The 24,970-nt window shown below is 61.4% G+C and carries 24 protein-coding genes; 18 read left to right on the top strand and 6 right to left on the bottom strand.

Features of this window, described 5'->3' with window-relative positions; genetic code table 11:
- The first annotated feature begins 87 nt into the window (after positions 1-87).
- Both nth and ATK23_RS09190 read left to right on the top strand, forming a co-directional pair.
- The gene (nth, locus tag ATK23_RS09195) at positions 88-882 is read left to right on the top strand and encodes an endonuclease III (protein ID WP_066141022.1); all 795 of its coding nucleotides are present in this window, start codon (positions 88-90) and stop codon (positions 880-882) included.
- Entirely contained in the window at positions 879-1,556 is a 678-nt protein-coding gene (locus ATK23_RS09190) for an NUDIX hydrolase (RefSeq protein ID WP_066141019.1), read from the top strand. Before nth ends, ATK23_RS09190 begins: the two co-directional genes overlap by 4 nt.
- Positions 1,557-1,562: 6 nt before the next feature.
- Here ATK23_RS09190 and ATK23_RS09185 read toward each other — a convergent pair whose 3' ends face one another.
- Complete coding sequence (locus tag ATK23_RS09185; protein WP_066141013.1) at positions 1,563-3,212, bottom strand: bifunctional 3'-5' exonuclease/DNA polymerase; 1,650 nt, start codon at positions 3,210-3,212, stop codon at positions 1,563-1,565.
- A gap of 147 nt (positions 3,213-3,359) precedes the next feature.
- Here ATK23_RS09185 and ATK23_RS09180 point away from each other — a divergent pair, with 147 nt between their 5' ends.
- The 7 genes from ATK23_RS09180 (at position 3,360) to ATK23_RS09150 (ending at position 7,922) form a co-directional block, all read left to right on the top strand.
- Positions 3,360-4,424 (top strand): CpaE-like family protein, encoded by a 1,065-nt coding sequence (locus ATK23_RS09180; RefSeq protein ID WP_066141010.1) that lies wholly within the window; start codon positions 3,360-3,362, stop codon positions 4,422-4,424.
- Positions 4,421-5,662 carry a TadA family conjugal transfer-associated ATPase gene (locus ATK23_RS09175; protein WP_066141006.1) on the top strand — a complete coding sequence of 414 codons (1,242 nt, stop codon included), beginning with the start codon at positions 4,421-4,423 and terminating at the stop codon, positions 5,660-5,662. Before ATK23_RS09180 ends, ATK23_RS09175 begins: the two co-directional genes overlap by 4 nt.
- A gap of 3 nt (positions 5,663-5,665) precedes the next feature.
- Complete coding sequence (locus ATK23_RS09170) at positions 5,666-6,346, top strand: type II secretion system F family protein (protein WP_066141003.1); 681 nt, start codon at positions 5,666-5,668, stop codon at positions 6,344-6,346.
- Complete coding sequence (locus ATK23_RS09165; RefSeq protein WP_066141000.1) at positions 6,343-6,882, top strand: type II secretion system F family protein; 540 nt, start codon at positions 6,343-6,345, stop codon at positions 6,880-6,882. The genes ATK23_RS09170 and ATK23_RS09165 overlap by 4 nt, the downstream gene beginning before the upstream one ends.
- A gap of 126 nt (positions 6,883-7,008) precedes the next feature.
- Positions 7,009-7,191: a DUF4244 domain-containing protein gene (locus ATK23_RS09160; RefSeq protein ID WP_038991688.1), complete on the top strand. Its 183-nt coding sequence runs from the start codon at positions 7,009-7,011 to the stop codon at positions 7,189-7,191.
- Between the two features lie 3 nt (positions 7,192-7,194).
- Positions 7,195-7,530, top strand: a complete 336-nt coding sequence (locus tag ATK23_RS09155; RefSeq protein WP_066140997.1) for a TadE family type IV pilus minor pilin — start codon at positions 7,195-7,197, stop codon at positions 7,528-7,530.
- The gene (locus ATK23_RS09150) at positions 7,527-7,922 is read left to right on the top strand and encodes an Rv3654c family TadE-like protein (RefSeq protein WP_038991687.1); all 396 of its coding nucleotides are present in this window, start codon (positions 7,527-7,529) and stop codon (positions 7,920-7,922) included. The genes ATK23_RS09155 and ATK23_RS09150 overlap by 4 nt, the downstream gene beginning before the upstream one ends.
- Before the next feature lie 14 nt (positions 7,923-7,936).
- On the opposite strand, the gene ATK23_RS09145 is transcribed toward ATK23_RS09150, so the two are convergent.
- A complete protein-coding gene (locus ATK23_RS09145; RefSeq protein WP_066140995.1) occupies positions 7,937-10,267 on the bottom strand; it encodes a DNA 3'-5' helicase SftH in 2,331 nt (776 codons plus the stop codon).
- A gap of 98 nt (positions 10,268-10,365) precedes the next feature.
- A complete protein-coding gene (locus ATK23_RS09140; protein WP_038991682.1) occupies positions 10,366-11,022 on the bottom strand; it encodes a GNAT family N-acetyltransferase in 657 nt (218 codons plus the stop codon).
- 165 nt (positions 11,023-11,187) lie between these two features.
- Between ATK23_RS09140 and trhO the strand changes: the two genes are divergently transcribed.
- Positions 11,188-12,087, top strand: a complete 900-nt coding sequence (gene trhO / locus ATK23_RS09135) for an oxygen-dependent tRNA uridine(34) hydroxylase TrhO (protein ID WP_066140992.1) — start codon at positions 11,188-11,190, stop codon at positions 12,085-12,087.
- 51 nt (positions 12,088-12,138) lie between these two features.
- On the opposite strand, the gene ATK23_RS09130 is transcribed toward trhO, so the two are convergent.
- Positions 12,139-12,717 (bottom strand): GNAT family N-acetyltransferase, encoded by a 579-nt coding sequence (locus ATK23_RS09130; RefSeq protein WP_066140989.1) that lies wholly within the window; start codon positions 12,715-12,717, stop codon positions 12,139-12,141.
- 73 nt (positions 12,718-12,790) lie between these two features.
- On the opposite strand from ATK23_RS09130, the gene ATK23_RS09125 reads away from it, so the two are divergent.
- The 6 genes from ATK23_RS09125 (at position 12,791) to proC (ending at position 20,755) form a co-directional block, all read left to right on the top strand.
- Positions 12,791-14,380, top strand: a complete 1,590-nt coding sequence (locus ATK23_RS09125; protein WP_066140987.1) for a DUF7059 domain-containing protein — start codon at positions 12,791-12,793, stop codon at positions 14,378-14,380.
- A 23-nt stretch (positions 14,381-14,403) separates the two neighbouring features.
- Positions 14,404-15,054, top strand: coding sequence for an ArsR/SmtB family transcription factor (locus tag ATK23_RS09120; RefSeq protein WP_038991753.1), 651 nt, complete (start codon positions 14,404-14,406; stop codon positions 15,052-15,054).
- A 149-nt stretch (positions 15,055-15,203) separates the two neighbouring features.
- A complete protein-coding gene (gene topA / locus ATK23_RS09115; protein WP_066140983.1) occupies positions 15,204-17,978 on the top strand; it encodes a type I DNA topoisomerase in 2,775 nt (924 codons plus the stop codon).
- Between the two features lie 32 nt (positions 17,979-18,010).
- Positions 18,011-19,030, top strand: a complete 1,020-nt coding sequence (locus ATK23_RS09110) for a Ppx/GppA family phosphatase (RefSeq protein WP_038991675.1) — start codon at positions 18,011-18,013, stop codon at positions 19,028-19,030.
- A 53-nt stretch (positions 19,031-19,083) separates the two neighbouring features.
- Positions 19,084-19,908 carry a sugar phosphate isomerase/epimerase family protein gene (locus tag ATK23_RS09105; RefSeq protein ID WP_038991673.1) on the top strand — a complete coding sequence of 275 codons (825 nt, stop codon included), beginning with the start codon at positions 19,084-19,086 and terminating at the stop codon, positions 19,906-19,908.
- 4 nt (positions 19,909-19,912) lie between these two features.
- On the top strand, positions 19,913-20,755 hold the full coding sequence (gene proC / locus ATK23_RS09100; protein ID WP_066140979.1) for a pyrroline-5-carboxylate reductase: 843 nt from the start codon (positions 19,913-19,915) through the stop codon (positions 20,753-20,755).
- Between the two features lie 74 nt (positions 20,756-20,829).
- Here proC and ATK23_RS09095 read toward each other — a convergent pair whose 3' ends face one another.
- Positions 20,830-21,486: a potassium channel family protein gene (locus ATK23_RS09095; RefSeq protein WP_038992348.1), complete on the bottom strand. Its 657-nt coding sequence runs from the start codon at positions 21,484-21,486 to the stop codon at positions 20,830-20,832.
- Between the two features lie 7 nt (positions 21,487-21,493).
- On the bottom strand, positions 21,494-22,927 hold the full coding sequence (locus tag ATK23_RS09090; protein WP_038992320.1) for a TrkH family potassium uptake protein: 1,434 nt from the start codon (positions 22,925-22,927) through the stop codon (positions 21,494-21,496).
- Between the two features lie 205 nt (positions 22,928-23,132).
- Between ATK23_RS09090 and ATK23_RS09085 the strand changes: the two genes are divergently transcribed.
- Both ATK23_RS09085 and ATK23_RS09080 read left to right on the top strand, forming a co-directional pair.
- Positions 23,133-24,302 (top strand): acetoin utilization protein AcuC, encoded by a 1,170-nt coding sequence (locus ATK23_RS09085; RefSeq protein WP_066141381.1) that lies wholly within the window; start codon positions 23,133-23,135, stop codon positions 24,300-24,302.
- Positions 24,303-24,397: 95 nt separating this feature from the next.
- Positions 24,398-24,841, top strand: a complete 444-nt coding sequence (locus tag ATK23_RS09080) for an ArsR/SmtB family transcription factor (RefSeq protein WP_083515560.1) — start codon at positions 24,398-24,400, stop codon at positions 24,839-24,841.
- Positions 24,842-24,970 lie beyond the last annotated feature (129 nt).

The raw sequence follows: 24,970 nt of genomic DNA, 5'->3' as shown, positions 1-24,970 counted from the left end.
CCAAGCGGTGGATTGAACGCGATGAACAGCATGCCGGGGCGGTGTCCCGGGGTGAAAACCCTGCGCGCTCATGACACGATCTAAAGCGTGGCGAAGAAACTTGAGAATGAAACCGAGCTGGGGCTGAAGCGCCGGGCTCGCAAGATCAACCGGGAACTGGCGCAGGCCTACCCCTACGCGGTGCCCGAGCTGGACTTCGAGACTCCCTTCGAACTGCTGGTAGCGACCGTGCTCTCGGCGCAGACCACCGATGTGCGGGTCAATGCCATAACCCCAGCGCTCTTCGCCCGGTTCCCCAACGCCCTCGCAATGAGCCAAGCCGAGCGTGCCGAGCTTGAGCAGCTGATCCGCCCCACCGGCTTCTTCCGCGCCAAGGCCGATTCCCTGCTCGGGCTATCCGCTGCGCTGGTGGAACGCTTCGACGGCGACGTGCCAGCCAAGCTCGACGAGCTGGTGAAGCTTCCCGGAGTGGGACGCAAAACCGCCAACGTCGTGTTGGGCAATGCCTTTGGCGTTCCCGGAATCACCGTGGACACCCATTTCGGGCGGCTGGCCAACCGCCTGGGCTGGACCGCTGAAACCGACCCGGTGAAGGTCGAACACGCGGTGGGGGAATTATTCGAGAAACGCGACTGGACGATGCTCAGCCACCGGGTGGTATTCCATGGCCGGCGCGTCTGCCACGCCCGCAAGCCCGCCTGCGGAGCCTGCGTCATCGCCAAGCTGTGCCCGTCCTTCGGCATCGGCGAGGAAATACCGGCCAAGGCGAAAGCGTTGCTCAAGTATGAGCTTGCACCAGGACGGGAAGAGCTGCTGGCGAAAATGATCGCCGGAGCAACTCGCCGCGAGCTGAGGGCTGAAGGATACGGATTGGACGCATGAGCGCACGCTTGGAATTGGAACAAGTCATCGCCCGCCATACGGCGCAGGTCGGGGCGACGCAGCGGCTGCCCAACGAATGGGTGATGAACGAGATGGAGCTCGGTGCCGCGCGCCGGGCCGCGGTGCTGATCCTGTTCGGCGCGGCCGGCGAGGCGGCGCTGGAACCGCAGTCCCAGACGGACGACCTGGACCTGTTGTTCGTGGAGCGGGCAGCGACCCTGCGCAAGCATGCCGGGCAGATCGCTTTCCCCGGCGGCGGCATCGACCAGGAGGATCCGAGCGTTGCCAGCGCCGCTCTGCGCGAGGCATGGGAAGAAACCGGCGTGGATACCGCCGGCATCGAAGTGCTGGGTACCTTGGGGGAAACAGAGCTGCCGGTGTCGAACTTCCTGGTCACCCCGGTGCTCGGGTGGTGGCATACCGAATCCGAGGTGTATCCGGCGGACCCGGAAGAAAGCGCTGGGGTATTCCGCGCCCCGGTGGCGCACCTGCTGGATCCGAAGAACCGCTTGACTGGCGTTGTGCATCGCGGCACGCGGAAATTCAAGTCCCCGGCCTTCGATTTCGAAGACCGGATCATCTGGGGCTTCACCGCGATCGTTCTGGACCGTCTGTTCAACGAGCTGGGGTGGACCCGTCCGTGGGATAATCGGCGCGAACTGCGCATGGCCTGAGGCCCGCTATTTCGCGTCCGCGTAATTCCCTGAAATCGCAACACTGACCGGGAAACGCGGCGAGGCCTGGCCGAACAGCGAGCGTCCGGCCAGCATCGCCGCGTGGCGGATCAGCTCCTGCAGCTGCCCAGCCAATTCGGTGGGGCATTCGAAGACAATTTCGTCATGGACGAAGAACACCTGGCGGCAGCTGCGGCTCCACCCAGCCTGATGGATCAGGTGCCGCGCGTGGCCCATCCACACCAAGGCCCACTCGGCCGCGGTAGCCTGCACGACAAAATTCCTGGTGAACCGGCCACGGGCCCGCGCCGCGGAGTCAGCGGCCCGCTGCGATGCCTCATCGCTGGTGGCCCGCTGCGCCTGCAGCCACTGCTCATCTGCGGGAGGGCAGCCGCGGCCAAGGAAACTGCGCACGCCTCCACCCTGTTCGCCAGCCTGCGCCGCCTGTTCGACAAAACGCATGGCAGTGGGAAAGCTGCGGGTCAGCGCCGCGCCGACGCTGCCCGAAGCACCGCCACCTCCGCCATAGATGACCGAGAGCATGCCCAGTTTGGCTTCATCGCGCGAGGCGACAAGCTTGGCATCCAGCAGCCACTGGTACAGGTCGTCTTGCTGGCCAGCCTTTTGCAGCTGCTGGTCATGGGAAATTGCCGCCAGGATGCGCGGTTCCAGCTGCCTGCCGTCGGCCACCACAAAGGTCGACCCCGCCGGGGCGCGAACGACCTGCCGGATGGAATGCGGCAATTGGAGCGCACCGCCGCCTGATGCCGCCCAGCGTCCTGAAATGACGGTTCCCAGCACGTAGTGCGGATGGAACCTGCCATTTTCCACCCATTGATCCAGCCAGGCATCGCCGTGGGTGCTGGCAAGGCGTGAGAGCTTCTTGTATTCGAGGACCTCGGTAATCAGCGGATGCTTGATCTGCTCAAGTTCCCATGCCCGCACCGAACCCACTGCGAAGCCGGCCTTGTGCAGGGCGCGCAGCAGTTCTTGCGGCGAATCGGGATTGAGCCCGGGACTGCCCAACGCCTCAGCCAGCTGCTGGGCCTTGGCAGCCAGCTTGGGAAGCCGTCCGTAGTCGGAGACGCGCTCGCCCAATTGCTCGCGCAGCAGGGCGCGGTGCCCCGGTTCATCCCACGGCAAGCCGGCCGCTTCCATCTCGCAGGCAATCACGGCGCCCACCGATTCGGCATGGATCAATAATTCCAGCCGACGGCGGACATCGGGTTCTTGCGGCAGTGCGTCGCGTTGGGCCAGGTACATGGCGATCAGCTCAGGCAGCGACTCGCCGGTGACAGGCGCGGAGAAGAGCGCATCCTGGTTGGCCCATTCCCTGCCCTGGGGTGGCTGTTCAAGGTTGAAATCATCGAGCGCCTTCGCGCTCAGCGGGGAGCGGTGCAGGATGCGCTGCGCCAAGGAGAGAATGTATGCCTTAGCCAGGAAAACCCCGGCTGCCGCCAGCGGCTGCATCCACGGGGTGGTGCGGAGCATGGCCCAGCGGGGCGAATGCCGTGCTTCGGTTTCGGCGACAAAGCCAGCCAGCTCTTCGCGGGATACCGAGGAAACCGGTTGCAGCGAGTTGCCAGTGTGCTGGTCGCGAAGGTCGATGAGGGCATAGCCATCCGGGTCGGCGGCAAGGAAGGCGATGGCACTCATGGATCTATTGTGCCGTGCCAGTGGACGATATCCCCAGCCGGTTGGCTGGCTGCACGCAGATGAATGGATGGATGCCACGCTCGATGCATGAAATGGCTATCAGAATCCCCATCGGCTAAGCCGCTGAAGAATGCACAACGATTTGTAATGACAGAATCGGATTTCGAGCAGTTGCCGCAGAAGGGAACCAGCGCGCCAGCGGCTGGTGAACGCACTGCGGATGATGAACCGATCTGCACCATCGTGAGCAACGACACGCGGATTATCGAGCGATGCGCGGTGATCGCGGTCGGCGCGGCTGTGCGAATCAACCAATGCGCAGACCCGCAGTTGTTGCCCGGCGATGGTTCGGGGCCGGTGCTGTGGGGCAGCGACATGGCAGCCCTGGCCGAAAACCCGGGCCGGCCGGTAGATGTGCTGGTCGGCTTGGAGGATAGCGAGGCCCTCATCTGGTCTCTGGCCAGCAGGATTCCCAAGGCGCGGGTGGCGGTTCTGCCGTCGGCCAGCCAATGGCTGGGCGAATACCTCGGCCTTTGGGCCATGCGGGCAGGGCATGGGCACACGCTGGCGCTGAATTCCACGGCCGGAGGGTTGGGGACGACAACCCTCTCCCTGCTGCTGGCGCACGCTGGAACACTCAGCGGACTGCGCAGCGCCATGATTGATTTGGATCCGCATTCCCAAGGAGCGTGGCCGCTGGTGTGCGCGCAGCCGCCTATCGGAATCGGCTGGGAGGAATTACAGCAATCCGGCGGTGCGCTGGCGGCCCATCAACTGGCCGAAACTTTGCCGAAACTGCGCGATACAGCCATCCTGACCTGGTCCCGCGCCAACCGAACGCAGGAGCTGGAAGACCAGCTGGTGATTCGGTTGCTGGCTGCGGCCCGGCAAGGGTTCGACCTCGTGGTGGTGGATGCCGGCCGCGCACCGCATCCGCAACGGCTGGCGATGAACCAGTTCATCGACCGGAATATCGCCACCGCCAGTTCCATGACCTTGCCGGCTTCAGGGGAAGTGGTGCTGTGCGGGGAGCAGAAACTGCGCTGCACCCCTCAAGGCTTTCCGGAGATACTTGGTGCCGTCCCTGTCCTTCCGCGGATCAGCAAGGCCCTGGAGCGCGGCCAGCTCTTCGACATTTTCAAATCCCGGGCACTGCGCCAGCACCTGTCTAACCTGTGCCTGATTCCGCAGGTGAAGGAGCAGCACCCATGAGCCCGGGACGGCACAGCCACAATGCCAGCCCAGCAATGGGCGGGCCCGTGCTCGATGCCAAGATTCTCGAATCAGTGCGTGAACGGGCACTGCTCACCGGCGGGCAGCTCGACGCGATTGCCTTGGCCGGAGCCGTCCACGACTCGGGCGTGGCCCTGGGATCGCAGGGCGCCGCCCAGTCATTGGAATCGCTGCAGCACGAAGTGGCAGGATTGTCTGTCCTTGAGCCTTTCGCCCAGCGGCCCGAAGTCACCGATGTCCTAGTGGACGGTCAGGGGAGGGTCTGGACCGATTCTCCGGCCGGACTGGAACCCACTGAATTCCGGTTTTCCTCCCCGGAACAGGTGCGGACGCTGGCCGTGCATCTGGCGACCCTCGCTGGACGACGGCTGGATTCAGCGAGCCCATTCATGGACATGAGCTTGAAGAACTACCGGGTCCACGCCGTGCTGCCGCCAATTGCCACGGACGGTCCGTTGATCTCGATTCGAGTCAAGCGCAGTGCCCAGCTTGAACTGGGCGCGGTTCTGGAAGGATCCAAGGGCTTTTGGCTGCCGCTGCTCCAAGCCATTGTCCAGCGCCAGATGAACTTCCTGATTACCGGCGGTACAGGCAGCGGAAAAACAACCCTGCTGCAAGCCATGCTGGCCGAGACCAACCCGCAGCACCGTTTGGTCATCGTCGAGGACTCGAAGGAGCTGCAGGTGCCGCACCCGCATGTCGTGTCCTTGCAAACCCGTTCGGCCAACGTCGAATCCGCCGGCCAAGTGGAACTGAAGGATCTGGTTGTCCAGGCCCTGCGCATGCGTCCCGACCGCTTGGTCGTTGGCGAATGCCGCGGGTCGGAGATACGCGATTTCCTGGCGGCGATGAACACCGGGCATCAAGGAGCCGCGGGCACCATGCACGCCAACAACCCGCAGTCGGTTCCGGCACGCTTGGCGGCGTTGGGTGCGCTCGCCGGATGGAGTGTGCAGGCAACCGCGTTGCAGGCCTCCAGCGCACTGGATCTCGTCATTCACATGAACAGGGGCAGCCATGGGCAACGTGGACCGGTGGCACTGGGCAGCTTGGAGACCGGTAGCGACGGCCAGATGCAGATGAGGCACCTGATCGATCTGGAGGATGCCGAACCGCTTGCCGAATATGGCCGACGCTTCTTGGCGGACAGGTTCGGCCAAGCACTCGCACGCACCGTCGCCACGGCGCTGGGTAACGAAAGCAACAAGGAGCATTGAACCATGCTGATCCTCATCTTGGGCGCGTTGGCCTTATGGCTCTGGATTCCCGCGCACCCGGCCAGCAAAAGGGCCCCGGGCTCATCGCGCAGACGGTGGAACCGCGGGGCAGAACGCCACCAGGCAGGAGAGCAGCTGCTGAGCACCGACGCACGCATCATCCGTGAATTATCGGCGCTGCTCCGAAGCGGACTGGGGTTCCATCTAGCTGTTGATGCGTTGCTTGAAGCTGAAGATGACACCGGGGACATCATCTGTGCGCTCAAGGATCTCCAAGCAACACATCGGCTCAGCAACAGCGCACCCGGACCGGATGCAGCACAGGGAAAAGGACAGGGACCGGCGGTGCAACGGCTGCACTGGTGCCTGGAGCTCTCCGAACGCAGTGGCGCCAGTCTTGCCGACGTCTTGGAACGGCTTGCCGAAGACCTCGAAAGCGCACTGGTAGCCCAGCAGGCGTTTGACGCGGCCATGGCTGGACCGAAAGCAACTACCAAATTGCTGACCTGGCTGCCGCTGGTGGGGTTTGGATTCGGCCTGCTTCTGGGCATTGACGTGCTGGGCACGATAGCGCGATCATGGGCGGCGCAACTCAGCGTGTTCATCGGGGCATTGCTGTGGATCGCCAATCGGATCTGGTGCCAGCGGCTCATGCATGCAACTTCCAGCCAGGCAATGTCATGATTCTCTTGATTCTGCTCTTTGGCGCTCTTGCCATCGCCTTGGCACTGGGGCCGTCCACTGCGCGAACAAACGGCGAAGGCAAAGCAGCACAATGGCTTTGGAACAGACGGCAGGAGAACGACAAGCCAATCGAGCTGGTCCTGGATCTCAGCGCCAGCCTGCTGGATTCGGGAATGCCCATTACCGAGATCCTGGATCTGCTCGGAAACAGCATTGAACAGTGCGCGGTGCTGCGCAGCGTCGCGCGCTGCCTGGAAATGAACATGGCGTGGGACAAGGCCTGGGAAGCCGTGCCTGCCTGGCTCGCGCCGCTGCGAAAGGCCCTGCACTTCGCTCACAGGACGGGTGCTCCGGCAGCTAACCTGCTGCGCAATACTGCGATTCTGCAACGCCGTGAGCATACGCAGAAAGTTGCACGCCTCGGCGCGCAATTCGGTACCCGCCTTGTGCTTCCCCTGGGGGCTTGCGCCTTGCCGGCCTTCATCGCTTTGGGCGTCGTTCCACTGATCATCGCGTTGTTCCCCAGCTACCAGTAAATCCCGGTCCAAGGTTATGCCCAGCTCGCAAGTAACCGATCTCTGCGCCGTCTGCGCTCGCCGAAGGTAGAAGCACAAGGTTCCCGGCATCGGCGCCGGGGACAGGTATCCAGAAAGGAAAACACAATGAACCGACGGTTCCGTGAAATCAGGGATCTGCTCCAAGAAGAGCAGGGTTCCACCACAGCCGAATTCGCTATGGTCACCCTGGCTGCCGTAGCCTTTGCCGGCCTGCTGATCAGCATCCTGTCCAGCGGCGACGTACGCGGCATGCTGATGGGCCTGATCACTAAAGCACTGTCGCTGTAGGCCATGAGATTCAGTGACGAATCCGGCAGCAGCACTGCAGAATTTGCGGTGCTGCTGCCAGCAGTTGCGATCATGCTGTCCTTGGCTCTGTGCTTTGGTGTCGTTGGGATCCAACAGATTCAAGTTCAGCAGGCGGCCGGGGCCATGGCCAGGGAATTGGCCCGCGGCGAGGATGATGCCACCGCTCGCGCCAGCGGGGTTCGGCTAGCAGGAAACCAAGCCCGATTCTCGCTGTCAACATCCAACGGCTACTCGCAAGTGCACGTTAGCAAAACCGTGCGGCTTCCAATTGCCGGCAGCCTGCAGGTCCACGGACAAGCCAGCGTGGCAGTCGAATGAGCAAGCTGCAACGCCTCCGAAACGAACAGGGCAGCGGGACGGTCATGGCGACGGCGCTCGTCGTTGTTGCGCTGCTTATCGCTGGAGCGGTCCTGGCATGGGTTGCAGCAACACGAGCTGCGATGCAGGCAGCCAGCGCTGCAGACATGTCGGCGCTGGCTGCCGCAGATACGGCCCGTGGGCTGCGTCCCGGCGAACCCTGCACCGTAGCTGCGCAGCTTGCGCAATCCAACGGTGCGCAGTTGGCATCATGCACGGTGGAACCCGGTGGCGAGTCGGTGCGTGTAGCAACCTATGTTCCTGTCGGATTCCGTGCCATGGGCGTGGAACTGTATCAGGCCGAAGCCCGGGCGCGGGCCGGAGCGCCACCGCTGGATGCTCCGATGCCCTGAGCAGGCACATGGGTTCAGCGGTGGTGGGCTGGTTCCACGTCATCGAGCACGGCGGTCAACAGCAAGATGGCGCCAGCCTTGTCCAACGGATTATTGCGGTTTCCGCACTTGGGGGATTGCACGCAGCTGGGGCACCCGTGCTGGCATTCGCAAGCCTGGATGGCATCTCGGGTGGCCCTAACCCAATCGGTGAAGCGCTCGAAACCGCGCTCGGCAAACCCTGCACCACCGGGCTGGGCGTCGTAGACGAAAATTGTCGGATGCCCGGTATCCATATGCAGCGCGGTGGATACTCCGCCAATATCCCAACGGTCGCTCGTGGCAACAAGGGGCAGCAAGCCGATCATGGCATGCTCGGCTGCATGCAAGGCTCCGGGGAATTGGTCAACCGCCAAGCCAGCTCGCAATAGCCGCTGCTCGGTCAGCGTGAACCAAACGGACTTGGTGTTCAGATCCCTGGCTTCAAGTTCCAGGGGCTCTTCTGAGAGCACCTCGTTGGAAGCCACCGACTTGCGCTGGAAGGAAACGACCTGGGTGGTCACCGTCACTTCGCCGAAATGAATCGTCAGGTCCCGATGGTTGCGCTCGCGTTCCTCGGATTCGATGGCGACCGTGGTGAGATCGCGTGCTGTGGTGTAGTAGTCGGGATTGACCCGGGTCACGATCACCACGTGGTTCTGCTCGTCAAGTTCTTCCACATGGTAGCTCGCACCCTGGTGGACATAGATGGCTCCTGGATGCGCCTGATAATGCGTTTGCGGGGAATCCATGGTGCCGAGCAAGGCGCCGGTTTCCGCATCGATGATGTCAACTGGTCCACCGCCATCGGCGCGGATGGAGAACATCGCCGCCGCATGCTGCGGATGTGTCCAAAACCATCCGGCAGGGCGTCGGCGCAAGTATCCGCGTTGCACCAGCGAATCCAGAAGCTGCTCGGTCTGTGGACCGAAAAGTTCGAGCTCTTCAGGGCGCAGGGGAGATTCTTGCGCGGCCGCGCAGAGATGGCCGCTGAGCACATACTTGTTTTGCGGATCAAAGACCGTTGCTTCAACGCCCAAATCGAAGATGGCTTCGGGGTGATGCGCCAGGTAGGTATCCAACGGATCTTCGGCCGCGACAAAGATCGCGAGCGCATCTTGGCCGGAACGTCCGGCACGGCCGATTTGCTGGAAGAACGACGCGCGGGTACCCGGCCAGCCAGCCACCACAACGGCGTCCAGACCAGCAATGTCGATGCCCAATTCCAGCGCCGAGGTCGAGGTGACGCCCAGCAGCTCGCCGTTGCGCAATTGCTTCTCCACCGCTCGGCGCTCATTGGGCAGGTAGCCCGAGCGGTAGGCCGCAATCCGGACGGATAGTTCTGGAGCAAATTTTTCCAGATGCTTGCGAGTGAGCGTTGCGATGGTTTCAGCGCCCCGGCGAGACTTGATGAAGACAATGGTTCGAACATGGTCGGCCATCAGGTCGGTGAGGATCGAGGCGCTTTCGGCAACGGCGGTGCGACGTATTGGCGCACCGTTTTCACCTCTGTGCTCGCTCATCGGAGGTTCCCACAAAGCCATCACCAGTTCGCCGCTGGCAGAGAAATCATTGGTTACCGCTTGCGCTGGTGCTCCGATGAGGCGACCGAAGGATTCTTCCGGGTCTGAGCTCGTAGCGGACGCACCGATGAACACCGGGTAATTGCCGTAATGGGCGCAAACGCGTCGCAATCGGCGCATCAGGTTGGCGACGTGCGCGCCGAAGACTCCGCGGTAGGAATGCGCCTCATCAATGATGATGTAGCGAAGGCGCTTGAAGAACCGGGACCAAGCCGGATGGTTGGGCAGGATGCCGCGATGAAGCATATCGGGATTGGTGAAAACGAAGTTGGCATGCTGGCGTACCCAGGCACGCGTTGCCTGATCGGTATCCCCATCGTAGGGAGCGGCTCGGACACCGGGAACCTTCAAGGATTCCACCGCGGATAGCTGGTCGGCCGCCAGCGCTTTGGTGGGGCAGATATAGAGCACCGATGCTCCGGCATCGGCATCGTTGAACCCGCTGTCCTTGGCCCGAAGTAATTGTTCCAGGCACGGCATCAGATAGGCCATGGACTTGCCCGAAGCGGTGCCGGTGGAAACGATGGTGTGATGGCCATCGTGGATGAGATTAGCCGCCTGTGCTTGGTGCAGCCATGGCTGCTGGATGCCCAGACCCTGGAAGATCTCGATGAGCTCGGCGCTGAGCCACTGGGGCCAAGGGCTGGTGATCTCGTCCTTGGCAGCCCTGGTGCGGCGGTGCACCACCGCGTCTGGATCATTGGTCCGGTCGAAGGGATCTAAGAGAGAACGCACTGACTTCACGAGGACGCCTTCCGGACCGGGAACTGCTGGAGTTAAAGACTATCGCCGTGCTTGACGCGGATACGTCAAGCACGGCGATGAGAGCGACTGTGGAGGCGCTAGGCCTTGAACATGACAACCTTGCCCAGCGAAGTCCAGCCCAGTGAAGCATAAAGCTGCTGGCCATCGACGGAAGCGATCAGCAGGCCTTCATCAACATCGTGTTCCTGGGCCAGCGAAGCCAGCGCACGCATGATCAAGGTGCCGAGGCCCTGGCGGCGGAAATCGGCGCCGGTGATGATGCGGTCGAAGATCGCATATCCGTCGACTGCCGAGACGTGGCCGGAGGCGGCAACTACTTCCTGGTTGTCTTCAGGATGCAGCGACACATAGGCATGCGTGCCATCGCGTTCGATCTGGAAAATGAAGCCGTCTGCAGGCAGCGGGACCTCGACATCGTGGACGGCTAGTTCAGTGACCATCAGCGCTTCGTCGTCGGCGGTGACCTGCAGGCCAACTTCGGTCGCCATTGCGACCAGATTCTCGGCGGAGTCGTCGAATGCCGTCAGGCGGCGGTTTGGGTGCTTCGCCAAGGTCTCGGCGACTGCGGCGAGTTCCTCTTTGGAAGGGCCATAGATGACGTATTCCCAGTCTTCTGTGGTGTCGTGGCGCAGCGCAGCGTGGACTCGTCCTTCGTTACGAGTTTCATAACCACGAGCCCCAGCCCAGCCTGCTACCCAGGTGCCAATCAGTTCATCGCTTGCGTTTGATGCCATAATTTGACCCTACCTTGTCTTTCCTAGGAATTAGCTGACATTGAACTAATCGTTGCCTACTTGAAACTATCGCACTGGCCGAGAGCCCGATATTCCCGGGAAAGATCAATGTGACATTGCTCTTTTCCTCGGCGTTTCGCGGCCCGAAGCTACTAACATTGTAGGGTGGCCATTCATCGCATAGTTCTGTATTACGCATTTACTCCGCTCCCAGATCCGGAGGCAATCCGCCTTTGGCAGCGCTCTCTGCTTGAGCGCTGGGGCCTGCGCGGACGCATCATCATCTCCAAAGACGGCATCAACGGCACCGTGGGTGGCGAGATCTCCGCAGTCAAGGCCTACGTCAAGGCCACCCGGGAACTTCCCGCATTCAAGAAGATGGATATCAAGTGGTCTGAAGGCTCGGCTGAGGACTTCCCGCGTATCTCCGTCAAGGTTCGCGACGAGATCGTCACCTTCGGCGCCCCTGGCGAACTCGAAGTCGACGAGAATGGCGTGGTTGGTGGCGGCACCCACCTGCGCCCCGAAGAGCTGCACGAACTGGTTGACAGCAAGAAGCAGGCCGGCCAGAAGGTGCACTTCTTCGATGGCCGCAACGCCTTCGAAGCGCAGATCGGCAAGTTCAAGGACGCCATTGTTCCTGACGTGGAGACCACCCGTGATTTCGTTGCAGAACTGGATTCGGGCAAGTACGACCACCTGAAGGACCAGCCGGTGGTCACCTACTGCACCGGCGGCATCCGCTGCGAGGTGCTCTCGGCCTTGATGGTCAAGCGCGGTTTCCAAGAGGTGTACCAGATGCAGGGCGGCATCGTCCGCTATGGAGAGAAGTACGGCGATGCAGGCCTCTGGGAAGGTTCGCTGTACGTCTTCGACAAGCGCATGCACACCGAATTCACCGAAGACGCGGTGACCATCGGCGAATGCGTGGGCTGCCAAGGCCCGACGAACAAGTTCGAGAACTGCTCGAACCCTGCCTGCCGCAATCTGCGCCTGTTCTGCGAGGACTGCGCGAAGGATGAAGAACTGCGCCGCTGCCCAGAGTGCAGCACCGTGGACGCCTGATCACCGCATGGACCAACTGCGGCCCGGACTTTCGAAGTCCGGGCCGCAGTCCTATCTTGCCGCCGCCGGCCACAAGCCAGTCGAGGCGTCCTTGACATCGGTCTCTTCCACCTCGGTCCGGTAAATCTTCAGCCCGCGTGCTTGGTAATTCGGCAGCGCCGCCGGGCCGTCCAATGAGCACGTATGCAACCACACCCGGCTGACCGCAGGCAGCTGCGTCCAGCGTGAGCCCAGGGTCCAAGCCTGTCGCAGCGCTTCGCTGAGCAGCACTCCGCCGAGGCCGCGACCGGTAGCTTCAGGAAAGAGCCCGAAGTAGAAGATCTCGACTTCGCTGCCGGCTTCCACGACTTCCGTGACGAGCTCCACGTACCCCTTGGGCGCACCCTGTTGGTAGAGCACCCACGTTTCAGAGCCGGGACGCCGGAGCACTTCCTCCCACTGTTCGCGGGTGGAATCCAGGCGATCAGCCCAGTTCAACTCGCTTCCGACGCTTTGGTAGAGGAACCGCGAAAATTCCGGGGTGATCTCCTGGGCCAGTTCAATCCGGGCATCCTCGGGCAGGGATTTGGACGAAGAAATGACCTCTGCAGGATTGAGCTGTTGCAGATAGGTCACGGTTACTTGGGTCATGCCCACATCATAGGTCGGGCCAAGTTGACTAGCCTAGCTCACGCCGGTTGCGTTACTCGGTAGACTTGGCGATGTGAATGCTGCTGAATTTTCTTCCATTGATGACGCTCCGCAGAGCCATAATCAACTGCTCATCGACTCGCTGGCCAAAGACCTGACTGATGTCGGGTACAACTATGAAAATGTCGAGGGGCTGCTGGGCGAGGAAGCTGCCGCGGCATTTGCGCGCGACCAGCTGCACCCGGCATTGCGCAATCTGGATCGGCGCGGGGAGGATACCTCTCTGGCTTGCGTAGTTCGCCTCTTCCAATTGGGGCAGACCCAGGAAGAGGCTGCTATCAATGCCGCCTTCCCGACGCTGAAGACCGACGGCCTGCTCAAGCTGGGGCTGGTCGAGTCCTGGGCCAGCGGTTACCGTGCCAAGATCGCATTGGCACTGCATTCATCTGATGCCGATGGCGAATTGTGGGTGGCCCACGACTTGGGCGCACACCAACGACCCGGCGTGCTGCGCACGGACCATGTGCTCGGCATTGGCCAGGCTTCGCTGACCCTGGCGCAGATCACCATCCGCGAAAAGGTCGAGCGCGCCCTGGACTTGGGCACCGGCTGCGGTATCCAGCTCTTCCATCTGCTCTCGCATGCGGAACACGTCACCGCCACCGATCTGTCGGCCCGCGCCTTGGGATTTACCCGGTTCAACTTGATGCTCAACCACGAGGCCTTGGCGCTGGATCCGGGGAATCTGGATTCCCGGGTCACCTTGCTCCAGGGAAGCCTGTTCGAGCCGGTGGCCGGATCCGCGTTCAACTTGATCGCAAGCAATCCGCCGTTCGTGATCACTCCGCGAAGCAGCAACGAACGGGCCAAGGACCGTTTCACCTACCGTGATGGGGGAATGGCTGGCGACACCTTGGTGAGCACCCTGATCGAGCAGGCTCCCGAATTCTTGGAGCCGGGTGGTTCCATGCAAATGCTTTCAAACTGGGAGATTCCTCTTCTAGACGATGAATCGAACCAAACATGGGATGCCCGGGTGCGCCAGTGGTTCGGCGACAAGCTGGACGTGTGGGTGATTGAGCGCGAGCAGACGACCCCAAGCGGCTACGCCGAAACCTGGTTGCGCGACTCTTCGCAGACCGAAGACAGCAGCTCGTATGTCTCCGCCTACAACGCGTACCTCGATGACTTCGAGTCCCGCGGCGTGGGGGCCATCGGCTTCGGCTTGGTGTACTTCCGCCGCCCGGTTGCAGGCCGCCCTGTCCTGCAACGCTACGAGCAGATCTCGCATCAGGTGGAACAGCCGCTCGCCCCGACATTGGAGCGGGATATCGCGATGGCTGACCAGCTGGCAGAGGCCGGCGAAGGGTTCAAGGATTGGCACCTGCTGGTGCCTGAGGACGTCACCGAGGAACGCCACCAGCGTCCGGGAGCAGAGCACCCGGGCGTGATCTTGCTGCGCCAGGGTGCTGGCCTGCGCCGAACTGAATTGCTTGATACTGCGCAGGCTGGATTTGTTTCCGCCTGCGATGGCGATTTATCTGTATCGCAACTAGTCAACGCGCTGGAATCGCTGATAGGCGAGGGGCAGGAAGACTTCTCCGACGTGCTTTATGAAGCAGTGAAGAGACTCTTGCGACATGGCCTGCTTCAGAAAATGTGAAACAAGCGCTAAAGTTTTTCCCTATGACACGGAACACAATTGAGGAACAAGGTGGAGCCGCCTCGCAGGATGCGGCGAAAATACCACAAGTTGTCTCGATCACTGACCCCCAAGCGATTCGAGCGTTGGCGCATGATGCTCGACTGATTGTCTTGGATGAGCTCTTTGCTTCGCAGACCACTCGCACCGCTACGGAACTTGCATCGCTGTGCGCGTTGACCCCCAGCGCAATGAGCTATCACCTTCGGGCGCTGGAGAAGTACGGATACGTGATTCGTGCGGCCAGCGAGGGAGACGCCCGCGAGCGCCGTTGGCGTGCGGCCGGTGAACGGCTTGAGCTGAACACGCAGATCGACTCGGCCAATGCCAAGACCGCGTACTTGAACGTGCAGTTGAACGCATTCCGCACGCGGCTTAATGCCGAAGTCCAACGCCGCGAAGCAGAAGCGAAGGCCGGAATCGCTCCGGAGCCTGACCGCCCGCCGATGCTGACTAGCGGTTTGGTCTTCCTCTCGGAGGCCAAGCAACGCGAGTTCAACCGCCGGATGCTGGATCTCGTGTACGAATACGAGGCACAGGCAACAGCCGAGGAACGCAGTATTGATTCGCGGCGTATGTTCTACTTAATCTCATTGCTTCCCGAATACCAGAGCATGGGGGAGGCGACATCATAAGCATGCCCGGCTCAGGGAGCGCAGATCCTTCGGTGTAAGATCATCGAGAAATGTGCTTATAGAGTAGGCATGAAGAACGAAGCTGCGATGGCGGATCGAGCAACGCCCGGGAATGGGTGCCGAAGGTCCGTGTTGTCTAAAGGAGTGCTGTGCCCCCCAAGGCCAAGGAAAAGACTGGTAAGAAACTCGTAATCGTGGAGTCTCCTGCCAAGGTGAAGTCGATCGCCAAGTATTTGGGCGAAGGCTTTGACGTGGATGCCTCTGTGGGCCATATCCGCGACCTTCCGCAGCCCTCGGAACTGCCAACCGAGCTGAAGAAAACCTCGGTAGGCAAGTTCGCTGTCGACCTGGACAACGACTTCGAGCCGTATTACATGGTCTACCCGGACAAGAAGAAGCGCGTTTCCGAACTGAAGGCGAAGCTCAAGGAAGCTGACGAACTCTACCTCGCAACCGATGCGGACCGCGAGGGCGAAGCCATCGCGTGGCACCTGTTGCAGGTCCTGAAGCCAAAGGTTCCGGTACGCCGCTTGGCCTTTACCGAAATCACCAAGGAAGGCATCGCCCGCGCACTGGAGAACATGCGCGAACTTGATACCGACCTCGTCGACGCCCAGGAAACCCGCCGTGTCCTGGACCGCCTCTACGGTTACGAAATTTCGCCGGTGCTCTGGCGCAAGGTGGCCCGAGGCCTGTCCGCAGGCCGCGTGCAGTCCGTGGCAACCCGTCTGGTCGTTGAGCGCGAACGCGAACGCATGGCCTTCATCCCCGCCGGATACTGGGACGTGAAGGGCAACTTCGCTACCACTGACGGCGAAGCTTTTGCGGCAAAGCTGTCGGCAGTAGACGGCGCCCGTGTCGCCTCCGGCCGCGATTTCGATGACCGCGGCCAGTTGAAGGCCACCCGCAACAAGCTGGCTCACCTTGACCAGGAATCGGCCCAGTCGCTGGTGGCCAACCTGTCGAAGACCGACTTCGAGGTGACCTCTGTCGAGGACAAGCCGTACACCCGTCGTCCGGCAGCGCCGTTCACCACCTCCACGCTGCAGCAGGAAGCATCCCGCAAGCTGCGCTGGAGTTCCAAGATCACCATGCAGATCGCACAGCGCCTGTATGAAAACGGCTACATCACCTATATGCGTACCGACTCGGTCTTTCTCTCGGGCGAGGCTGTGACTGCCGCGCGCAAGCAGGCCACCGAGCTGTACGGAGCAGATTCCGTTCCAGCCAAGCCGCGCGTCTACAAGGCGAAGAGCGATGCGGCGCAGGAAGCCCACGAAGCCATCCGACCGGCCGGGGACATGTTCCGCCGCCCGAAGGACGTGCGCTCCTCGCTGTCCAAGGACGAATACGCGCTCTACGAGCTGATCTGGAAGCGCACCGTCGCCTCGCAGATGGCCGATGCCAAGGGCTTCACTGCCACCATCAAGCTGCAGGGCACCGCCAGCGATCAGCGGGTGGCCGAGTTCTCGGCATCCGGCACCGTCATCACCTTCCGCGGTTTCCTTTCCGCCTACGAGGAAGGCAAGGACGAGCAGGCTGTGGAAGCCGCGGCAGAGAATTCTGAAGCCCGCCTGCCGCAGCTGGCCGTGGGCCAGCAGCTGGCTGGCGACGAGCTGACCGCACTGGGCCACGAGACCACACCTCCAGCTCGTTACACCGAAGCGTCGATCGTGGCTGAGCTGGAAAAGCGCGAGATCGGCCGCCCGTCGACCTATGCGCCAACCATCTCCACCATCATGGACCGCGGCTACGTCACCAAGCGTGGCGGCGCCCTGGTGCCGAGCTGGATCGCGTTCTCGGTGATCCGCCTGCTCGAAGAGCACTTCGCGAAGTACGTGGACTACGATTTCACCGCCCGGCTGGAAGATGATCTCGATGAGATCGCCAACGGCCAGCGTGCCCGCACGGACTGGCTGAACCTGTTCTACTTCGGCAAGGGCGCTGATGCCGAGACCGAGGGCCTGAAGCATGTGGTCGACAACCTGGGCGATATCGATGCCCGGGCGATCAATTCGATCAAGGTCACCGACGACATCACCTTGCGTGTGGGCAAGTTCGGCCCGTATCTGGAACGCGCCATCCCGGAAGGTGCCGAGGAAGGGACCGAGCCGCAGCGCGCCAACGTGCCTGAGGACCTGGCGCCGGATGAGCTGACTGCCGAAAAGGCCGAGGAGCTCTTCGCCAATTCGCAGGTCTCGGAAAAGGACCTGGGCAATGATCCGGAAACCGGTCGCAAGATCGTGGCCAAGGATGGCCGCTACGGCGCCTACGTCACGGAGATCATTCCGGAACCGACCGCGGAGGAATTGGCGGCGCTGCCGGTCGAGTACTACAAGAACGGCAAGCCCAAGCCGCCGAAGAAGCCAACCAAGGTCAAGCCGCGCACCGCGTCGCTGTTCAAGTCCATGACCGTGGAATCGGTGACCCTGGAAGAAGCCCTGAAGCTGATGAGCCTGCCTCGTGTGCTGGGTGCTGACGCCGAAGGCGAAGAGATCACCGTGCAGAACGGCCGCTTCGGCCCGTACCTGAAGAAGGGCAGCGATTCGCGCTCCATCGAGAGCGAAGAGCAGATCTTCACGATCACGCTGGACGAGGCGCTGGCGATCTACGCGCAGCCGAAGCAGCGCGGCCGGCGTGCCGCGGTGCCGCCATTGGCCGAGTTCGGCGTCGACCCGACCAGCGAGAAGAACATCGTGGTCAAGGACGGCCGCTTCGGCCCGTACATCACCGACGGCGTCACGAACATCACCGTGCCGCGCGGCACCTCGCTGGAGGAGCTGACCCGCGAGCAGGCTATTGAACTGCTGGCGGACAAGCGTGCCCGCGGACCGGTGAAGCGCACGGCAAAGAAGGCGCCGGCCAAGAAGGCCCCGGCGAAGAAGGCTACGGCCAAGAAGACCACCGCAAAAAAGACTGACTAGTCTTTCTTGCCAGGCCTAACGAGGAGCGCACCATGAGACTCGGTGTATTGGATATCGGTTCGAATACCGTTCACCTCTTGCTCGTCGACGCATATCCGGGTGCCCGCCCGGTTCCCTATGCCTCGCACAAGCGACCCCTGTCCCTGGTGCGCTACCTCAATGAGTATGGTGCCATCACCGAGGAAGGCCAACTCGAGCTGATCTCCTTCATCAAGGAAGCTGCGCAGTTTGCAGAGAACCATCAGGTCGAGGACTTCATGGCGTTCTGCACTTCCGCGATCCGCGAATCCTCCAACGGCGCTGCCGTGCTGGAACGCGTCGAGGCGGAGACTGGCGTGAGCTTGATGGAACTGACCGGCGAGGAAGAAGCCGGCATGACCTTCTACTCGGTACGCCGCTGGTTCGGCTGGTCATCTGAATCCATCTTGAACCTGGACATGGGCGGCGGCTCGCTGGAACTGGCCCTGGGCGTTGACGAGTTCCCCCAAACCGCATTCTCCGTGCCACTGGGCGCCGGCAGGCTGACCCGCGAATGGCTTCCCAACGATCTGCCGTCGATGAAGGAAGTCAAGGAACTGCGTACATACGTACGCGATGTCCTCGCCGACCCGACCACTGAACTGCGCCAGTACGGCAAGCCCACCTTGGCCACCGCGACTTCCAAGACTTTCCGTTCCCTGGCGCGCATCACCGGCGCCGCGCCGAGCACGGAGGGTCCTTACGTCAAGCGTGTGCTCCATCGGGATGCACTGAAATTATGGACCAACCGCTTGACGGCGATGAGTTGGGCAGAACGTGCAGAATTGCCCGGCGTTTCAGAGATCCGCGCCCCGCAATTGCTCGCTGGCGCGATCGTAGCCCACGAGGCGATGAGTGCCCTGAAGCTGAAATCTGTGCGAATTTGCCCTTGGGCTATCCGTGAAGGCTTGATGCTGAGACGATTTGATCACGTGATGTTTGACTCTGCGACACCGCTCAGTAGTAGCGTGGGAGTTGGGGAAGTAGCGCTGGACAACGAGAAGTACAAGTTTCTCGCCAAACCCAGCAGCTAACCTTCTTGGCTAAACGGTGCCTGCAAAGTGGGCACGGTAACAGGAGGCAAGGCATGGAAGACCAGAAGAGCACAATGAAGGTGCCAGTCACCCTCTCCAGCGCGTCAGTTTATCCGCTGACCGTCCATGATGCCTTCGCTATGGCCAAAGACGTGGGATACGACGGGCTGGAAGTGCTGATTACCGGCAATGCGGCCAGCCAATCTGCCACCGCGCTCAAAGCCTTGATGGACAAGTACCAGCTGCCGATCCTGGCCATTCATGCTCCGACACTGCTGCTCACCCAGCAGGTGTGGGGCTCTGCCTGGGCAAAGATTGAACGCTCGGTCATCCTGGCTCAAGCCGTCGGCGCCAGCGTGGTTGTCGCCCACCCGCCATTCAGGTGGCAAGGTTCCTACGCCGAGGAATTCGCCGAAGGCGTGCAGCGGCTGACCGACACCACTGGGATGAAAATCGCCGTGGAGAACATGTATCCGTGGCGTGCCCGGGGCCGAGAAGCCAAGATGTATCTTCCGCACTGGAACCCCGTCCCGCAGCACTACCAGAATGTGACCTGGGACTTCTCCCATGCCGCCATCGCCAATATGGATTCACGCCAAGCAGTCGAGGATCTGGGCCAGCGACTGGCGCACGTGCACCTGTGCGATGGCCTGGACAACGGCAAGGACGAGCACCTGGTGCCAGGCCTGGGAACCCAACCGGTGGCCGAAACTCTGCAATACCTGCGCGATGCCAACTGGGACGGAACCATAGCCGTCGAGGTGTCAACCCGCAAAGCGCGCAATGCGGGACAAAAGGAAGAATGGCTGGGAAAGACCCTAGAATTTGCCCGCCAGCACTTAACAGTCGGCAGTGACCCCAAGCCAATGACACAATAGCCATATGAGTGAAGAAACAAAGAATCTGTCCCTGTCCTTCCTCGGTGCTGGCTCCATGAACGGCGCCATCCTGCGTGGCATCATCGGATCAGGCCATGATCCGAAGCTCATCACCGCCACCGTCCGCAGCGGAAAGCGCGCTGCAGAACTGCGTGAGCTTGGCATCAACGTCCTGGTCAGCGAGGACGACCCAGAATCCAACCGAAAGGCCGCGGCCAGTGCCGACATCATTTTCCTGGGAGTGAAGCCGGTCGGCATCACCGACCTGTGCGAAGAGATTTCCGGATCCCTGGACGCACAGAAGGTCGTTGTTTCCGTGGCCGCCGCAATCACCCTGAGCAGCATGCAGGCACATCTGCCGCAGGGCCAGCCGGTGATTCGCTCCATGCCGAACACCCCTTTGATGGTCGGTGCAGGCGTTGTGGGCATCAGCCCGGCTGAAAGCGTCAGCGAAGAGCAAACCCAGCTGGTCACCGACCTGCTCTCCGGCTCCGGCGATGTGCACGTCATCGGCGAGGATCAGCAAAACGCGCTCTCCGCAATTTCCGGTTCCGGCCCTGCCTATGCCTTTTACCTCGCTGAAGCCATGGCCAACGCCGGTGTGGCCATGGGCTTGGACGAGAAGCTGTCCATTGCGCTGTCCCGTGCCACCGTGGCTGGCGCAGGCAAGATGCTCTCGGACCCTGATGCGGATCCGGCGGCCCTGCGCAAGGCAGTGACCAGTCCAAAAGGCACCACCGAGCAGGCCATCGCCACCTTCGATGAGCACGGCATTCCAAAGATCATTGCTGCCGGAACCCAAGCGGCAGCGGCCCGTGCGGCCCAATTGAGCGACGAGCTCGGCTAGACCCCAACACGTGAAACGGCGGTGGCCGGCAACCAACTGGATGCCGGCCACCGCCGTTTTCGAATCCTTTGGCCCTAGGGGCGTGCCGCGAAACGCTCCAGCAGATCCACGTGCCCCGAGACGATCAGGACATCTCGACGCGTCACCATGGTATCGGGGATGGCGTAAGTGAAATCCTCACCAGGGGACTTCACCCCGACAATGGTCACCCCGTACTTGGAGCGGACCTGGGACTGGGCCAAGGTGAAGCCCTGGGTCTCCTTGGGCGGGTACATTTTCACGATGGCGAAGCCGTCATCGAATTCGATGAAGTCGAGCATGCGACCGCCGACCAGGTGCGCGGCACGCACCCCGGCATCGGCTTCCGGATAGATGACATGGTTGGCGCCGATGCGCGTAAGGATCTTTCCATGGGACGGAGTGATGGCCTTGACCCACAGGTGCTCGATGCCCAGATCCACCAGGTTGACGGTGATCAGCACCGAGGATTCGATGGAAGTGCCGACGCCCACGACAGCAGAGGAGAATTCCTGGGCGCCGAGCTGGCGCAGCGCATCGATGTTGGTTGCGTCGGCCGCGACAACGTGGGTCAGGGTGCTGGCCCACTGCTGGACGAGCTCCGGGCTGCGCTCGATGGCCAGCACTTCGCGGCCCTGCTTGACCAGCGTCTCGGCGACAGAGGCACCGAAGCGGCCCAAGCCGATCACCAGCACCGGGGCATTGTGGTCCATGTTCTTGTCAGCCAATGAGCGGCCTTTCTTCTGGAAGTCTGAACAACGTGTTGCGGTGGCGCATGGTCAATGCGCTGGCGAGTGTAATGCTGCCGATGCGTCCGGCAAACATCAACGCACTGAGCACATATTTGCCAGCCGGAGGCAGTTCTTGCGATACGCCGGTGCTCAGCCCCACGGTAGCAAAGGCCGAAATCGACTCGAACAGGGCACGCGAGAAGCCCACTGATTCATCAATGGTCACCAGTGCCCCGGTAGCGACCATCACCAGCGACGCGCCCATGGCGACCACTGAGATGGCCACGCGCATGGTGCCCTGAGGAATCTGCCGGCCGAAGGCCTTCGCGTCCGTATCGCCGCGGACCTCTGCCAGAATGGCCAAGAACATCACGGCAATGGTGGTGACCTTGATGCCGCCAGCGGTGGAAGCTGAACCGCCACCGGCAAACATCAATGCGTCGGTCAGCAGGACGGTCACCTGGTGGATGTCGTTCTGGTCCACCAGATTGAATCCACCGGAACGGGTCATCGTCGAGGCGAAGAATCCATGAATGATCTTGTCGCTCAAGGACAGACCCCCAATGGTCTTGGGATTGGCCCATTCGAATACCAGCCACAGGAAGGATCCGGCAAAGAGCAGGATCGTGGTGGTGAGCATGGTCAGCTTAGTATGCAGGTTCCACTTCTTGATGTTGAACTTGTGCGCCAGGAGCACCATGATGACCGGGAACCCCAAGGAACCGGTGAAAACGCCGGCCATCAAGGGTCCCAGGATCCACAGGTCGGTTTCATAGGGAACCAAACCATCGGAGTGCGGGGTGAAGCCTGCATTGTTGAAAGCCGAGACTGCATAGAAAATTCCGTGCCAGATGGAGGACAGCACGCTTTCGCCCAGAATGTAGAAGCGCGGGATCAAGAACAGCGCGATCACCGCCTGCAGGCTGATTGCCGTGAGGATCACGATGCGCAGCAGCGAGCTGACCTCGCCCAGCGCAGAGGCTCCAGAACTGTTCATGGAGTTCTGGGCCATCAGCTTGGCTCGCACGCCCAGCTTGCGCGATACCGCCAGGGACATGATGGAGGCCAAGGTCAAAATGCCCAACCCTCCCATGAACGTCGCGACCAGCATGATCAGCTGGCCGGCAAATGACCAGTGCACCGCGGTGGAGACGGTGGTGAGGCCGGTGACGCACACCGCCGACACCGCCGTGAACAATGCGTCATGCAGCGCGGTGGCTTCTCCGGTGGCCGAGGAAAACGGTGCGGCCAGCAGGGAGGTGAACAGCGTGATAGCCAAGAGGAAAGCGCCAAGAGTCAAGCGCGCGGGGGAGCGCACGGTGAAGTCGGCGACTGCGATGCGAACCGCCAGCCATTTCTTGCGTCGCCGTTCACGCATTTCAGCTGCCCGGGCACTGGGGCCCGGTGCACTGGCTGTGCTCATTTATTTCTCGCCGTTTCCTTGGGAACAGTACTTTGCCATGCGGAATTGAAGTCCTCCTAGTAATTTACGCGTTTCCACCGCTAAACGCTTGCGTTGCCCGCCTGAAGACCCGACAAGCCTCGCAATCTGCCATAAATTCATGAGTTGGATCACTATCGGGTAGCCTGAAATCGTGTTAGATCCGCAGCATGCCCCACGGTCCACCATGGTGATGTGGGATGAACAGTATCTGAAGTACAAATTCAGCGACTGGCATCCGATGCACCCTTCGCGGCTAGAGCTGACCTATCGGCTCAGCGACGAGCTGGATGTTTTCGATGCGCAGAACGTCTCGATCCAGGCGCCAGAAGTTGCCGAGGACGCGGTTATCGGCACGGTTCACGACCAGACCTATATCGACCAGGTACGACGGGTCAGCAACGATCCGGCACTGGTTGCCGAAGAATTCGGCTTGGGCACTGAAGACGACCCGGTATTCGCCGGGATGCATGAAGCAGCCGGACGCATCGTGGGAGGCTCGGTGATGGCGGCCCAAGCCATCATGGATGAAGATGTTGTCCGTGCGGTGAATTTCGCCGGCGGCATGCACCATGCAGCGAAGAGCAAAGCCAGCGGTTTCTGCATCTACAACGACGCTGCCGCCGCGATCCATCGCATGCTGGAACAGGGCGCGAAGCGCGTAGTCTACATCGATGTCGACGCGCATCATGGGGATGGCACCGAATCGATCTTCTGGGATGACGAACGTGTGCTGACAATTTCCATCCACGAATCGGGGTTGTCGCTTTTCCCGGGAACCGGATTTGCCAATGAAATCGGCGGCAAGGATGCCCAGGGCAGCGCAGTCAACGTCGCTCTTCCGGCCATGACCGGGGACTCTGGGTGGATGCGTGCTTTCCATGCGATCGTTCCCCAACTGGTGCGCGCCTTCAAGCCGGAAATCATTGTCTCCCAGCATGGATGCGATGCGCACCGTGATGACGACATGACCAATTTGAAGCTGTCGGTCGATGCCCAACGCCAGGCCGCCTTGGATATTTCCCTGCTGGCGGACGAACTGTGCGAAGGTCGTTGGCTGGCTACCGGAGGCGGGGGTTATAACGTCACTGCCGTCGTTCCGCGTACCTGGACCCATCTGACCGCGATTGTCGCCGGCAAGCCGGTGCCGTTGCGCACCTATGTCCCCGAGACTTTCCGCCGCTATGTCCTGGAGAAGTACGGGCGTGCCATGCCTTATCTCATGGGCGACGATGCCCAGTTGTGGTGGCGCAATTGGGAAGTTGGCTATGATCCGGCCGATCCGGTGGACCGGACCATCATCGCTACCCGCAAAGAAGTCTTCCCGCTCTTTGGCCTTGATCCCTGGTTTGACTAGCATCGGGTCGATGCGACCACTGGGCGCAGCAACAAGACTTCACAGCTTTTTCGACAAGTAAATCGATTGCCATTCATTCATATGCCGTTAGGGTTATGAGTGTGGCAATTGATGAAGTATTTTCGGCGTTGGCTGAGCCGACCCGACGCAGGATCATAGAAGCGCTCAAGTCCGAGCCGAAAGCCGTGGGCACCTTGGTCACGGAACTGGAGATTTCCCAGCCGACCGTTTCCAAGCACCTGAAGGTATTGCGCGAAGCTGAGCTGGTGAGCATGGCCGCTGCCGGGCAGCGGCGCATCTACAGCATCGACACCGCTGCGCTCGAAGACCTCGTGCATTGGTGCACCGAATTGGTTCCTGCACCAGCGGTGGACCAGGAACCGGCAACGGCCGAAACCGGAACCGAGGGGCAGCTGGCTGTGGCATCGAATCCGACCGCCCAGCAGATCGGCCGCCGCGTGGGCCAAGGCTTGGAACAAGTTACGGGACGTGCGCAGGAATTCTTCGAGAAACTTCCTCGGTTCGGACGCCGACGCTAGGCGTTGTCCAGTCTTCGACGCTGCAACCGGGCAAAATGGTCAATCTTTTAAGTTACGCGCGCAATCCTGTTTTATAACAAGAAAATTTTGTTCAGAATGCCCAGCATGGCATTCTCGTGTGCGGGGCAG

Origin of the sequence: Glutamicibacter nicotianae, from assembly GCF_002797775.1 — a bacterium.
Taxonomy (GTDB): Bacteria; Actinomycetota; Actinomycetes; order Actinomycetales; family Micrococcaceae; genus Glutamicibacter; species Glutamicibacter nicotianae.
The sequence above is the reverse complement of the archived record's forward strand: the minus strand, read 5'-3'. Positions and strand labels throughout refer to the sequence as shown.

Bases quoted from the DNA above. Each gene is read 5' to 3' on its own strand.
- ATK23_RS09190 (WP_066141019.1), top strand. From the start codon at position 879: ATGAGCGCACGCTTGGAATTGGAACAAGTCATCGCCCGCCATACGGCG.
- ATK23_RS09185 (WP_066141013.1), bottom strand. From the start codon at position 3,212: ATGAGTGCCATCGCCTTCCTTGCCGCCGACCCGGATGGCTATGCCCTC.
- ATK23_RS09180 (WP_066141010.1), top strand. From the start codon at position 3,360: ATGACAGAATCGGATTTCGAGCAGTTGCCGCAGAAGGGAACCAGCGCG.
- ATK23_RS09175 (WP_066141006.1), top strand. From the start codon at position 4,421: ATGAGCCCGGGACGGCACAGCCACAATGCCAGCCCAGCAATGGGCGGG.
- ATK23_RS09170 (WP_066141003.1), top strand. From the start codon at position 5,666: ATGCTGATCCTCATCTTGGGCGCGTTGGCCTTATGGCTCTGGATTCCC.
- ATK23_RS09165 (WP_066141000.1), top strand. From the start codon at position 6,343: ATGATTCTCTTGATTCTGCTCTTTGGCGCTCTTGCCATCGCCTTGGCA.
- ATK23_RS09160 (WP_038991688.1), top strand. From the start codon at position 7,009: ATGAACCGACGGTTCCGTGAAATCAGGGATCTGCTCCAAGAAGAGCAG.
- ATK23_RS09155 (WP_066140997.1), top strand. From the start codon at position 7,195: ATGAGATTCAGTGACGAATCCGGCAGCAGCACTGCAGAATTTGCGGTG.
- ATK23_RS09150 (WP_038991687.1), top strand. From the start codon at position 7,527: ATGAGCAAGCTGCAACGCCTCCGAAACGAACAGGGCAGCGGGACGGTC.
- ATK23_RS09140 (WP_038991682.1), bottom strand. From the start codon at position 11,022: ATGGCATCAAACGCAAGCGATGAACTGATTGGCACCTGGGTAGCAGGC.
- ATK23_RS09130 (WP_066140989.1), bottom strand. From the start codon at position 12,717: ATGACCCAAGTAACCGTGACCTATCTGCAACAGCTCAATCCTGCAGAG.
- ATK23_RS09120 (WP_038991753.1), top strand. From the start codon at position 14,404: ATGACACGGAACACAATTGAGGAACAAGGTGGAGCCGCCTCGCAGGAT.
- ATK23_RS09110 (WP_038991675.1), top strand. From the start codon at position 18,011: ATGAGACTCGGTGTATTGGATATCGGTTCGAATACCGTTCACCTCTTG.
- ATK23_RS09105 (WP_038991673.1), top strand. From the start codon at position 19,084: ATGGAAGACCAGAAGAGCACAATGAAGGTGCCAGTCACCCTCTCCAGC.
- proC (WP_066140979.1), top strand. From the start codon at position 19,913: ATGAGTGAAGAAACAAAGAATCTGTCCCTGTCCTTCCTCGGTGCTGGC.
- ATK23_RS09095 (WP_038992348.1), bottom strand. From the start codon at position 21,486: ATGGACCACAATGCCCCGGTGCTGGTGATCGGCTTGGGCCGCTTCGGT.
- ATK23_RS09090 (WP_038992320.1), bottom strand. From the start codon at position 22,927: ATGAGCACAGCCAGTGCACCGGGCCCCAGTGCCCGGGCAGCTGAAATG.
- ATK23_RS09085 (WP_066141381.1), top strand. From the start codon at position 23,133: ATGGTGATGTGGGATGAACAGTATCTGAAGTACAAATTCAGCGACTGG.
- ATK23_RS09080 (WP_083515560.1), top strand. From the start codon at position 24,398: ATGAGTGTGGCAATTGATGAAGTATTTTCGGCGTTGGCTGAGCCGACC.